Consider the following 12335-nt stretch of genomic DNA (forward strand, 5'->3'; position numbering starts at 1 on the left):
CGCGCTCCGCGCGCTGTCCGTCCCGTGCCCGCCGGCCGCACCCGCTGTGCGGCCGGCGGAGCGTACGGGTCAGCCGTCGGTCACCACCCCGGTCAGCGCCACCTCCGGCACCGGCCCGGCCGAGGGGTTGTAGACCTGTAGCTCGATCCACTCGTCGGGCTCGTCGACCGAGTCGGTGATCGTCGGTACGGAGATTTCGCCGGTGGCCGCGTCCGACGGGATGAACACGGACGTTGCGAGCCAGGTCTGCGACAGCGGCCGCGACGGCTCCACCGGATCGCCCCCCGTGAACATGGTGAACCACTCCGGGTCGACGTCCGTGGTGGACAGCTCCGGCCGGTCGGCGGGAACCTGCGGCAGAGCGTACGCGAAGATGCCCACCTCGGTCGGCGCGGACGAGGTGAAGTGCCAGGTGAGCGTCTCGCCCTCGGCCACCCGCACCGAGGTGGACTCGACGGTGACGATCGGCGCCGGATCGTCGTTGATCACGGCGAGTCCACCGAGGTAGCTGCCGACGACGAAGCCCCGCTCCGCCTTGGCGGCCAACGTGTGCCACTCGGTGTAGTTCCACACCGTGTCCCCGACGACCTCGACAGGTACCCGGATGCTGCGTTGGCCGGGTCGGATGGTGGCCAGCCAGGAGCGGCTGACGCCCATGTCGTCGGTGAAGTACAGCCGGACCGAGCCGCTGCCACGTCCGGTCACCGACACCGGGATCTCGTACGCCTTCATGCCGGAGTCGCCCTCCTGCACCCGCAGCGTGCCGAGGTCCAGCCGCGGTGTACGGGGGGTGTCGTCATCGGGTGTACCGGGCCGCCAGGCCCACGCGTCGAGCAGCCACGCCTGACCGTCTCCGCTACGCGGGGTGATCTCGATGGCGGCGACCCGTGCCGGTGCGCCCTTGAGCGGCACCCGCACCTCCTGCGCCCAGTACGAGGTCGTGTACTCCGTGCCGGGCAGGCCGTCCATCCGGACCGCGCCCAGTCGGCTGCGTCGGCCGTCCGCGCCGATCACCGCGACATCGAACCTGGTGTCAGTGGTGTTCGGTGGGACGATCATGCGCAGGGCCAGGTCCCGGGCCCCGGCGACGGTGACCGGGCGGGCCGGGGCCAGCCGGATCGGCCGACCGGCGGCGGACCAGCTCAGCGCCGCCGCGTACCGGTCGGGTTCGGGCACGGTCCAGAGGAACGGCACGAAGTGCGACAGAAGCGCGTTGGGATCCTGCGGGTCGAGGCAGGACCGCTCCGGGTCGTCGCTGACCTGGTCACAGATCCGGGCCCCGCCGGACAGCCTGGTCGACGGGCCCGGCGTGAGCAGCGGCGTGCGGTTGCCACCGAGGGCGTGACTGAGCACCCGGGCCGGGTCGGCCGAGGGGGCACGCCGGCCGCTGCCGTCCAGCAGCGGGCGGACCCGGTCGTCGCCGGCGACGAACAGCCGCGCGGCGGCGGCGATGTACGTCGCGCCGGCGGTCTGCTGCTGGGCAGCGGTGAGCCGGGTCGCGGTGCCCGGGGAGCAGATCGGATCAGGGTCGCCGACGGTGGAGAAGTCGTCGTTCGACGGAGCCACCGACTGGCCGGGCGTCCACTCGGTGTTGAAGAAGTTGTGGTTGGCGCCGATCATGTACAGCGCGCTACGCAGCGCCCGGCTGCCACCGATGTCGCGGGTCTCGTCCACGAAGAGCTGGCCCTGCTGGTCGTAGACGTCGCCGTCGCAGCCGGGCAGGATCGTCACCGACGGGACGTCCGGCACCGGGTTGTGCCCGAAGAGGGTCGGGCCGATCAGCAGCATGCCCCGGACGGTCCAGCGGACCCGGCCCGGATAGCCGTTCTGGCTTGCCGGTGGCGGCGTCAGCGAGTCCATCGCCGCCCGGCTGACGCCCTCACCGCCGCGGGAGTGACCAACCAGGAAGACGCGGGACAGGTCGGCGCGCGGTGCGGCGCGTACGATCCCCGGCGCGCCGGCCCGGCCGGCACCGGCCCAGTCGGCCCACTTCGCCAGGTGCAGCCGGACCAGGGCGGAGCGGGCCTGGGCTCCGCCATCCTCGGCCTCCCAGTCCTGGCCGTTGATCCCGTTGGCGGAGATCGACACGGTCAGGTAGCCCTGCGAGGCGAGCAGCCGCTGAGCCTGAAGGTAGCCGCGGTGACTCGGGATCGGTTCGGCGCCGGCCGGGCACGGCCACTGCTGGGGCCCGTACTCGTCGCCGCGATAACAGATGGCGTGCCGGCCGTGCAGGAACAGCGCGAGCGGCCGAACGCCGGACGCACCCACCGGCGCGACCACGACGGCGCGCATCTCGACCTTCTCCGGGAACTCCGGCAGCTTCACGTCGGACAGGGCGTACTCCCCGGTCACCTGCCGGTAGGGACCGGCGACGCCGGGGTCGACGGAAGCGGCCGGCTGCCGGCCCGGTGCCGCGACGACGGGTGCGGCGCGACGGGTGGTGGGCGGCTCGGTCTGGTCGATCCGTCGGCCGCCCGCGCGCACCGTCAACTCGTCGAGCTGGGCTGGTCCGTCCAGGGCGAGGCTGAACGTCCGACCGTCCGGGTGCGGGCGGGCGTGCCCGAGACGCTTGTCGCCCGACCAGAACTCGACGGCGGCGTCGCCCATCGGCACGCGTTCGCCCGAGCGCCAGGTCAACTCCCCGCCGGACATCGACCAGCCCTCGGTGACCGGCGCGGGTGCGGGGCTTCCGGGTGGGGCGGCTGTCGCCGGTCCGGCAGCCCCGGCCACCAGAGCCACGGTGAGCGTGGCCGCTAACAGGAATCTACGCATGTGATCACGTCTATCCCACGCGCGCAAGCTGTGAGGCCCTGGTCCCTCGCGATGTCGCAACCGGTGACGCCAGCGATCATGGTGGGACCACCGGCCGGAGGCGGCGTCCTCCCGGATACGCTGCGCGTCATGCCGTACGTGCCGGATCTTGATGTGGTGTTGACCGTGGGGCATCGCGTCGAGCGCGACGGGATCAGCTACCGTGTCGAAGCGCACGAACTCGGAGCGGTGGTGCTGCCGTCCGGCCGGGTGGTGGGATGCGATCCGCTGGTGCCGCACGCCACGCCGTTCGTCGATACGGTGGCCCCGGGTCGGTACCCGCTGACGGCGTGGGTGGCGGTGCTGTACACCGACGACGGCCAGTGGCAGCGAAGGATCGCCGCACTGCAGTTGGTGGTGGCCGACGAGCCGGTCGCGACGTGGGCGATGGCGCTGCTGCCGGGCCAGGACCCGGCCACGCTCGGCGAGGAGGACTTCTTCGGGTACCCGGTCGACGCGGGTACCGGCACGCTTGCCGACCAGGTCGCCGTCGAGGCACTGCGCGGATGGGACTACGAGCGGGTCGAGGAGGTCTTCATCCCGGCGCGGATTCCGGACGACCCGGTCGACGCCGTCATCACCACAGTGGTGGACGAGCCGACCGGGGCCAACGTGCATGTCGTCGGCTCCGGATGGGGTGACGGCGTGTACGCCACATACGTGGGCCGCACCGCGGACGGGCGCGTCGCCAGCTTCGTCACCGACTTCCGCGTCGTGCCGCCCGAACAGCCCGAATGATCACGGACCCTGTCGGTCGACTCGCGGCGGCCGTGACCAGAACCGCACGGGTCCGGCTCGCCAGGTACGACCACGGCCACACCTCCGGTCGTCAGTCCCGGACGCGGGCGAGCGCCTCGGCGATCATGCGATGGCCCTGGGCCTCGAACGCCTGGTCGCCCACGCGGTAGGCCCACACCGCGGTGCCGATCGCCTCGCGTACCCGGGTGCGGTGCCACGCGTCCGGCTCGCGCGGATCGGGCCCGTATCCGTCGAGGAAGGCCGCCTCAAGCTCCGGATCGCGGCGGAAGTCCTGGGCGGCCAGCCGGCCCAGGTCCGTGTACGCGGGGCGCATCGCGGCGCGACCGAAGTCGATGACGCCCACCACGCCGTCGTGGACGAGCCAGTTTCGCGGCTGCCAGTCCCCGTGGGTGGGGACGAGGGACGCCGACGGCGTCGGCCAGTTCGTGATGTCGGCCCGCAGCCGCCGTACGAGGTGCGCGGCGATCCGGTGTGGTCGGCACAGCCAGGCCAGCGACTTCTCGTTCTCGCGTCTCTCGTAGTCGTCGTCGGTGACCACGATCTGGGCGTGCAACAGCGCCAGCAGCTCACCGGCCTGCTGGAAGATTCGCCGGTCCGCGGCGTGCACGCTGCCGAGCACCAGCTCGCCGGGCAGGTAACGGGTGACGAGGAGCTTCGCTTCCGCGTCGCCGTGCACCAGGGTCGGCGCCCGACCCCGGTCGGTCCAGGGACGCAACCAGTTGGCATGGGCGTCCAGTTCGCGCCGGATGCCGTGGTCCTCGGCGCCGCCGGCCTTGACGATGAATCGAGAACCGGCGCAGGTCACCTCCAGGACGGTGGTGGCCACCAGACCCCAGCTGTGGTCGGCCTCGACGGTTGACCCCCGAAGCCACCGCGCCAGCAGCGTCCGCTGCTGGCGCGTGAGGTTTCCGAGCGCCGAGGTCACGGCGGAAAGGATACGAGTCGGCCGCCGGAACGGTCAGACCTCGCCGGGATCGGCGCGCCCGACTGTGAGTGCGGTCCACGACACGGGCGGCAGCTCGACGGTGAGCAGGCCGTCGGCGAGCCGCGCGGTGTCGTTGGTTCGCAGCCCCACCCGTTGCGGGTCGCGCAGGTCGTTGGCCGCGCGTACGTCGGTGTCCCAGATTCCCCGCGCCGAGACCGCACCGGTGGGCTGGAACGCGCGGAGGTCGATCGTCACCGTCGTGGCCTCGGTGAGGTGCCGATTCTGCAGGAACACCGACATCGCGGACCCTTCGCAGGTGGCGGCCGCGGCCACCACCGGGACCGAGCCGAAGGTTGACGTGGTCGTCGCGTCGGCGTCGACAAGCACCCGCAGGGCGTCACCCTGGGCGGCCTTCGAGGTCACCGAGAACGGGAAGAACGTGGTCTGCCGCCAGGCCGGACCGCCCGGCTCGGTCATGATCGGTGCGATCACGTTGACGAGCTGCGCGAGGTTCGCCGAGGTGACCCGGTCGGCATGGTTGAGCAGGGAGATCAGCAGGCCGCCGAGGACCACGGCGTCCGCCACGGTGTACCGGTCCTCGAGCAGGCGGGGCGCCACCGGCCACTCGTCGATGCTGAACGTCCGGGCCTGCTCCTGCCACCGGCTCATGTACCAGATGTTCCACTCGTCGAACGCGAGATCGATCCGCTTGGCCGACCGTTTGACGGTGCGTACGTGGTCGACGGTCGCGACCACCGATTCGATGTAGGCGTCCATGTCGACCCCGGAGGCGAGGAAGCTCGCGAGATCGCCGTCGTGCTCCTGGTAGTAGGCGTGGCAGGAGATGTAGTCGACGTCGTCGTACGCGTGCGTCAGCACGACGCGTTCCCACTCACCGAAGGTCGGCATGCCGCGGCCGGACGATCCGCAGGCGACCAGCTCCAGGTCCCGGTCCACCTGTCGCATCGCCTTCGCGGTCATCGCCGCGAGCTTGCCGTAGTCCGTGGCGTCGCGGTGGCCGAGCTGCCAGGGTCCGTCCATCTCGTTGCCGAGGCACCACATGGCGATCCCGAACGGCTCCTTGCGGCCGTTGGCGGCCCGCTGCTCGGCGCGGGCGGTACCGGCCGGCAGGTTCGTGTACTCCAGCAGCTCGACGGCCTCCTTCGGGCCTCGGGTGCCGAGGTTGACGGCCAGCATCAGCTCACTGCCCACCAGGTCGAGCCAGTGTTGAAACTCGTGCAGGCCGACCTGGTTGGTCTCGGTGGAGTGCCAGGCGAGATCGAGCCGGTGCGGACGCTCGGCCACCGGGCCGACGCCGTCCTCCCAGTTGTAGCCGGAGACGAAGTTGCCGCCCGGGTACCGGACCGTGCTGACCCCGAGCTCCTTGACCAGCTCGATCACGTCCCGCCGGAAACCGTCCGGTCCGGCACTGGGATGTCCGGGCTCATGGATGCCGTCGTAGATGTGCCGGCCGAGGTGCTCGACGAAGCCGCCGAAGAGTCGTCGACGGACCGGCCCGATGGTGAAGGCGGGGTTGATGGTGAGATGCGCGCGGGGCATGAGGCTCCTTACGATGATCACCCACGATAACGTTTTCGGTGACGGTAGACGAGCCTCACCTCGGGGCGGGTCCGGAGCTGTCCCGGCGGATCAGTTCGGCGGCGAGCGACTCCACCCGGGGGTGGGCGGCTCCCGGGTCGAGGGCCAGGGCCATCGCCCGGGCGCCCATCTCGACAAGGGGCAGCCGGACCGTGGTCAGCGCCGGGGTGACGTCGCGGGCCATCGGCATGTCGTCGAAGCCGAAGACGCTCACCTGCTGTGGCACCGGCACCGCGCGGGCGCGCAGCAGCGCCAGCGCGCCGATGGCCATCGAGTCGTTGAGCGCCGCTATCGCGGTCAGCCCGGGCTCCGCGTCGAGCAGGGCGGCGGTGGCCTCGGCACCGCCGTCGCGGTCGAAGTCGGCGTACCGGATGCGGTGTTCCGGCAGATCCCGCCCGTGCTCGGCGAGCGCCGCGCGGAGCCCGGTGAGCCGGTCGGTCGTGGTGGTCAGCACCCGGGGGCCGGCCACCACGCCGATGCGTTCGTGGCCGAGGTGGCACAGCTCCCGCCCGAGAAGTTCGGCGCCGCCCCGGTTGTCCGGCATCACCGCGTCACCGGAGTGCTCGTGGCGGCCGATCACCGCCACTCGCCCCCCGGTGGCCTCGTACGCGGTGAGCTTGCCGTTGAGCAGCCGGGTGAAGTCGGCGTCGTGGTAGCCGGAGCCGGCCAGGATGATGGCGGCGACCTGCTGGCCGCGCAGCAGCTCCACGTACTCCAGTTCCCGCTCCGGGTCGCGGTAGCTGTTGCAGATCATCAGCAGGCGGCCCTGGTCGGTGGCGACCCGTTGCAGGCCCCGGGTGATCTCCGAGAAGTACGGGTCGGAGACGTCGTGCACGATCACCCCGACGGCGCCGCGGTGCGAGCGGGCCAGCAGTTGAGCGTGCGCGTTGGGCACGTACTGCAACTCGGCGACGGCCCGCAGCACCCGTTCGCGCAACTCCTCGGTGACCGGCTTGCTGCTGCCGTTGATCACGCGGGAGGCCGTGGCGGGTGAGACCCCGGCCCGCCGGGCCACATCGGACAGCGTCGCCACACCCGCCCCCTCACGCGTCGCGCCGGCCGCTGCCGTGGCGACCAGCGACACCGTACCGCAGTGAGGGTCCTTTTCCGTTCCGCGGTAAACGCAGGTCAAGGCAGCAGGTCGGGTTCACCGCGCCCGATGTCCGACGCATGGTCGGGGACGGTGCCCCGGGCGAGGAGATGGGCGCTCGCCGCGACGAGGGCGGGTTCCGCTCGGTAGACGCGGGCGAGCCGCAGCGCGGCGGTGAACACGGTCTCCGCCATCGACCCGTCCGCTGCGGCCTCGGCGGCGATCCAGGCCGGTCCCTCGATGCCGTCGACGGCCGGGTCGACAAGGCCGGCGGTACGGAATTCGTCGACGAGTTCCTCGACCCGGTGGAAGTAGGCGTGGGTGAAACCGACGCGTGGGTCGTTGCGACCGTCGGTGAGCAGCACCTTGGCCTCCTCGACCATCCGGTCGTCGAGCCGCCCGGTGGCAGCGAAGTCGAGCGGCCCGGCGAATCGCGAGATCGCGGCGGCGAGGACGCGACCGCCGGGCCGGGTGACCCGCCGCGCCTCCGCCAGTGCCCGGCACCGGTCGGCGCGGTGCGGCAGGTGGTAGAGCGGCCCCAGCAGCAGGGTCGCGTCGTAGCCGTCGTCGTCCTCGGGAAGTGACCGGGCGTCGGCGACGTCCGCGTCGACCGCGGGTCGGCCAGCGCGGGCCTGGGCGACGTGCGCGGGCACCAGGTCGAGCAGTCGTACCCGATAGCCGAGGGTGACGAGGGCGCGGGCGTACTCGCCGGTGCCACCGCCGACGTCCAGGATCCGGGCGGGCGGTTCGGGCAGCGACTCCCGGAGCAGTTCCAACGTCCGGGTCCGCTCCAGCCGGGCCTGTGGCCGTGCCGTGAGTCGCAGGTCCTCGCGGTACCGGTCGGTGTAGTAGGCGACGATCTCGCCGGAGAGGTGGTCCATCCAGTGATGGTCCTCGTCGCGACAGCGCGGTGGCCAGTGGTTTGTTCGCGTTCCAGAGCGCGGCCACGGCGCTGACGGCCGGAAGTTCCGCCGTCAGGTAAGCCCTTGCCTGGCCGTCAGGGCACCGCCTAGTCTTGCAGGAAAGCGCTTACCTGCCCGGTTCGGGCGCGTACGACGGAAGGACCCCCATGACCCGCAGGTCGATCGGCATCATCGTGAACGGCGTGACCGGCCGGATGGGATACCGGCAGCATCTGGTGCGCTCCCTGCTGGCCATCCGTTCCGCCGGTGGCGTGCCGCTGGCCGACGGCACCACCGTCTGGCCGCATCTCGTCCTCGTCGGCCGCAGTGAGGCCAAGCTGCGCGAGATCGCCGAACGACACGGCCTGGACGACTGGACCACCGACCTGACCGCCGCGCTGGCCCGCGACGACGTCCAGATCTACTTCGACGCGCAGGTGACCCAGCAGCGGGAGAAGGCCATCCGGCGGGCCATCGAGGCGGGCAAGCACATCTACACCGAGAAGCCCCTGGCCGAGGACACCGCCGCCGCCCTGGACCTGGCGCGCGCCGCCCGGGCCGCCGGCGTACGCACCGGTGTGGTGCAGGACAAGCTCTTCCTGCCAGGGCTGCGCAAGCTCAAGCGGCTGCTCGACGGCGGCTTCTTCGGCCAGGTGCTGTCGGTACGCGGCGAGTTCGGCTACTGGGTCTTCGAAGGCGACTGGCAGCCCGCGCAGCGCCCGTCGTGGAACTACCGGAGCGCCGACGGCGGCGGCATCGTGGTGGACATGTTCCCGCACTGGCACTACGTGCTCGCGGAACTGTTCGGCGAGGTACGCGCCGTCACCGCCACCATCGCCACGCACATTCCACGTCGGGTCGACGAGGCCGGCCGGCCCTACGAAGCCACCGCCGACGACGCCGCCTACGGCATCTTCGAGCTGGAGGGAGGCGTCATCGCCCAACTCAACTCGTCCTGGTGTGTCCGGGTGTACCGGGACGAGCTTGTCGAGTTCCAGGTCGACGGCACCGAGGGCAGCGCGGTCGCCGGGCTGCGCCGCTGCCGGGTGCAACACCGGGCGGTCACCCCCAAGCCGGTCTGGAACCCGGATCTGCCGGCCACCGAGGACTTCCGTTCGCAGTGGACGGAGGTGCCGGACAACGAGGACTTCGACAACGGCTTCAAGGTGCAGTGGGAGGCGTTTCTGCGGCACGTCGCCACCGGTGAGCCGTTCCCGTGGGACTTCCTGGCCGGCGCGCGTGGCGTGCAGCTCGCCGAGCTGGGCCTGCTGTCGGCCCGGGAGGGTCGCCGCGTCGAGGTACCGGAGCTGGCCCTGTGAGCGAGCGAAGCGAGCGAACCAGCAGACTCGGTAGCGCGGCGCCTCGCGGCGTGAGCGGCACCGAGGTCACCCTGCCCGGCGGCCGTCGCCTGCGGCTCTCCGGCGGCACCGGGCATCCCCGCCCGGACGCGCCGCCGACCAGCCGCGTCGCGTACGCCGCCGCGCACGTGGTGGCCGACCCGGCCGCGGACAACACCCCGGGTACCCCGGCTGTCCTGGACTGGGACCGCACCCTAGCCTTCCGCCGGCACCTCTGGTCCTACGGCCTGGGGGTGGCCGAGGCGATGGACACCGCGCAGCGCGGGATGGGCCTGGACTACCCGACCACCCGGGAGCTGATCCGTCGGAGCGCGGCGGAGGCCCGGGCCGCCGGTGGGCGGATCGTCGCCGGGGCAGCCACCGACCAGCTGCCACCCGGCCCGGCGACGCTCACCGAGGTCACCGCCGCCTACCGCGAGCAACTCGACGACGTCCAGGCCGCCGGGGCGGTGCCGGTGCTGATGTGCAGCCGGCACCTGGCCGCCGCCGCCCGTGGCCCCGAGGACTACCTGCGGGTGTACGACGAGCTGCTGCACGCCGCCGACCGGCCGGTGGTGCTGCACTGGCTCGGTCCGATGTTCGACCCGGCGCTCACCGGTTACTGGGGTACCGCCGACCTGGACCTGGCCGCCGACACCGTCGTCGAGCTGCTCAAGACCCACGCGTCCCGGGTGGACGGCATCAAGGTGTCGCTGCTCGACGCCGGACGCGAGGTGGCGCTGCGCCGCCGGCTGCCGGCGGGCGTACGCCTCTACACCGGCGACGACTTCCACTACCCGGAACTGATCCGGGGCGACGAGGCCGGCCACTCCGACGCGCTGCTCGGGGTGTTCGCCGCCATCGCGCCCGCCGCGTCGGCCGCGTTCGCCGCCCTGGACCGGGGCGACCTCGAGGCGTACGACGAGATCTTCGCCCCGACCGTGCCGCTGGCCCGGCACCTGTTCGCCGCACCCACCTGGTACTACAAGACCGGCATCGTCTTCCTCGCCTGGCTGGCTGGTCACCAGGAGCACTTCACGATGGTCGGGGGGTTGCAGTCCGGCCGCTCACCGGAGCACCTGGGCACCCTGCTCACCCTCGCCGACGCCGCCGGCCTGCTGCCCGACGCCGAGCTGGCCGCCGCTCGGGCCCGGGCCTTCTTCACTGTGGCCGGGGTGACCCAGTGACCGGGGACCGGACGGCCCTGCGCCGGTTCTCGTTCAACCAGGCCACCGCCCAGCACTGGCCGCTGCCCGACGTGGTCGCCGGCTGCGCCGCCGCCGGGGTACCGGGCATCGGCCTGTGGCGGGAACCGGTCGCCGAGTACGGTCTCGGCCGCGCCGCGAAGCTGGTCCGCGACGCCGGACTGGCGGTCACCAGCCTGTGCCGGGGCGGGTTCTTCACCGCCGACGACTGGCGGGAGCAGAACCTGCGCGCCATCGACGAGGCGGCCACGCTCGGCGCCCCGGTGCTGGTCCTGGTCTCCGGTGGCCTGCCGCCGGGCAGCAAGGACATCGACGGTGCCCGCGCCCGGGTGGCCGACGCGATCGCCGAACTCGCCCCGCACGCCGACGCCGCCGGGGTGACCCTGGCCATCGAACCGCTGCACCCGATGTTCGCCGCCGACAGGTGCGTCATCGCCACCCTCGGTCAGGCGCTGGACATCGCCGAGCGGTTCGACCCGGGCGTGGTCGGCGTGGTGGTGGACGCTTACCACGTGTGGTGGGACGACACCGTCTACGACCAGATCGCCCGCGCGGGGGAGTGGATCGCCGCCTTCCAGGTCTGCGACTGGGTCACCCCGCTGCCGGAGGGGGTGCTGCTCGGCCGGGCGCTGCCCGGCGACGGCTGCATCGAGCTGCGCCGGCTGCGCGAGGCGGTGGACGCGGCGGGCTACGCCGGCCCGATCGAGGTGGAGGTCTTCAACGCCGAGGTGTGGGCACGTCCCGGCGAGCAGATCCTGGCCGCCGCCATCGACGGCTACCTCCGCCAGGTCACCTGACCCGCGGTGCCAACGCCGCTGTCTCCCGGTGCCGGCGCTGATGCCGGACCGCCCGCCGGTTCCGACGAGTACTCGGACAGCTAACGTGCTGGGCAGACGGGAACATCGACGATCCGGCGTGGCCGGGTCCGAAGTGGGCGCGGGGCAGGTCGGGAGGTGGGTCACGGGTGCAACAGGGGTCCGGCGGGGACCAGGCCGGTGACGCGCCGCCGGGGGTGCGCGTCGACTGGCGTGTACCGCCGCCGCGACCGGGCCTGGCCGGGGCTGTCGATCGGTTCTTCGGGCCCGGGCGCAGCCGGCGGGAGAACCTCGCCGAGGCCGGAGCGCACCTGCTGGTGCTGTCGCTGCTGGCCGGGTACGTCCTGCGCCAGGCGCGGGGCCAGCACTGGTCTGTCGTCGAGATCGTCGTGACGGCGGTGATCGCCGTGGACCTCGTCGGTGGCGTGCTCACAAACGCGACGAACGCGGCGAAGCGCTGGTATCACCGGCCCGGCCAGCGGGCTCGGCGGTTGGGCTTCGTGGCGGCGCACCTGGCGTACCCGGTGGTGGTGACCCTGCTCCCGGCGGCCGGTGCCGACCCGGCCTGGCTGCTGGCCAACGCGGCTCTGTTGCTGGTCGCGGCGATCGTGGTCGAGTCTGCCCCGGTCGACGTCAAACGTCTGATCGCGATGGCGCTCTATCTCGTCGCCGTCCTGGTCAATCTCACCTTCCTGCCGCTCGCCCCAGCCTACGCCTGGTTCCCGCTGCTGTTCTACCTCAAGCTGCTGGTCTGCTTCCTGGTCCTGGAGGCGCCGTTGGTGCTGTCCGAGACCGACGGGTCGCGCCGGGAGGGGACCGTTCGGTAGGGCCGGGTGGCCGGTCCGTCAGGCCGACCCGCGGTACACCTGCTTCCGGTGACCGCGGCATCCAT

10 protein-coding genes are annotated in these 12335 nt (G+C 72.2%); 5 read left to right on the forward strand and 5 right to left on the reverse strand.

Annotation, left to right across the window (positions count from 1 at the left end; all coding sequences use genetic code 11):
- Positions 1 to 69: 69 nt before the first annotated feature.
- Positions 70 to 2772 carry a hypothetical protein gene (locus AB0I71_RS05050; RefSeq protein ID WP_357581947.1) on the reverse strand — a complete coding sequence of 901 codons (2703 nt, stop codon included), beginning with the start codon at positions 2770 to 2772 and terminating at the stop codon, positions 70 to 72.
- A 129-nt stretch (positions 2773 to 2901) separates the two neighbouring features.
- Here AB0I71_RS05050 and AB0I71_RS05055 point away from each other — a divergent pair, with 129 nt between their 5' ends.
- On the forward strand, positions 2902 to 3549 hold the full coding sequence (locus AB0I71_RS05055; protein ID WP_357581948.1) for a DUF4241 domain-containing protein: 648 nt from the start codon (positions 2902 to 2904) through the stop codon (positions 3547 to 3549).
- Positions 3550 to 3640: 91 nt separating this feature from the next.
- Here AB0I71_RS05055 and AB0I71_RS05060 read toward each other — a convergent pair whose 3' ends face one another.
- The 4 genes from AB0I71_RS05060 to AB0I71_RS05075 all read right to left on the reverse strand — a co-directional run bounded on the left by AB0I71_RS05060 (position 3641) and on the right by AB0I71_RS05075 (position 8065).
- Entirely contained in the window at positions 3641 to 4495 is an 855-nt protein-coding gene (locus AB0I71_RS05060) for a phosphotransferase (RefSeq protein ID WP_357581949.1), read from the reverse strand.
- A 33-nt stretch (positions 4496 to 4528) separates the two neighbouring features.
- Positions 4529 to 6055, reverse strand: coding sequence for an alpha-N-arabinofuranosidase (locus tag AB0I71_RS05065; RefSeq protein ID WP_357581950.1), 1527 nt, complete (start codon positions 6053 to 6055; stop codon positions 4529 to 4531).
- 55 nt (positions 6056 to 6110) lie between these two features.
- Positions 6111 to 7127, reverse strand: coding sequence for a LacI family DNA-binding transcriptional regulator (locus AB0I71_RS05070; RefSeq protein ID WP_357581951.1), 1017 nt, complete (start codon positions 7125 to 7127; stop codon positions 6111 to 6113).
- A 95-nt stretch (positions 7128 to 7222) separates the two neighbouring features.
- Complete coding sequence (locus tag AB0I71_RS05075) at positions 7223 to 8065, reverse strand: class I SAM-dependent methyltransferase (protein WP_357581952.1); 843 nt, start codon at positions 8063 to 8065, stop codon at positions 7223 to 7225.
- A gap of 188 nt (positions 8066 to 8253) precedes the next feature.
- Between AB0I71_RS05075 and AB0I71_RS05080 the strand changes: the two genes are divergently transcribed.
- The 4 genes from AB0I71_RS05080 to AB0I71_RS05095 all read left to right on the forward strand — a co-directional run bounded on the left by AB0I71_RS05080 (position 8254) and on the right by AB0I71_RS05095 (position 12270).
- Positions 8254 to 9405 (forward strand): Gfo/Idh/MocA family oxidoreductase, encoded by a 1152-nt coding sequence (locus AB0I71_RS05080; protein WP_357581953.1) that lies wholly within the window; start codon positions 8254 to 8256, stop codon positions 9403 to 9405.
- Between the two features lie 50 nt (positions 9406 to 9455).
- Positions 9456 to 10610: a DUF993 family protein gene (locus AB0I71_RS05085; protein ID WP_357581954.1), complete on the forward strand. Its 1155-nt coding sequence runs from the start codon at positions 9456 to 9458 to the stop codon at positions 10608 to 10610.
- Positions 10607 to 11425, forward strand: coding sequence for a sugar phosphate isomerase/epimerase family protein (locus tag AB0I71_RS05090; RefSeq protein WP_357581955.1), 819 nt, complete (start codon positions 10607 to 10609; stop codon positions 11423 to 11425). The genes AB0I71_RS05085 and AB0I71_RS05090 overlap by 4 nt, the downstream gene beginning before the upstream one ends.
- A gap of 167 nt (positions 11426 to 11592) precedes the next feature.
- The gene (locus AB0I71_RS05095; protein WP_357581956.1) at positions 11593 to 12270 is read left to right on the forward strand and encodes a hypothetical protein; all 678 of its coding nucleotides are present in this window, start codon (positions 11593 to 11595) and stop codon (positions 12268 to 12270) included.
- Positions 12271 to 12335 lie beyond the last annotated feature (65 nt).

This window comes from Micromonospora sp. NPDC049891, assembly GCF_040660295.1.
Taxonomy (GTDB): domain Bacteria; phylum Actinomycetota; class Actinomycetes; order Mycobacteriales; family Micromonosporaceae; genus Micromonospora.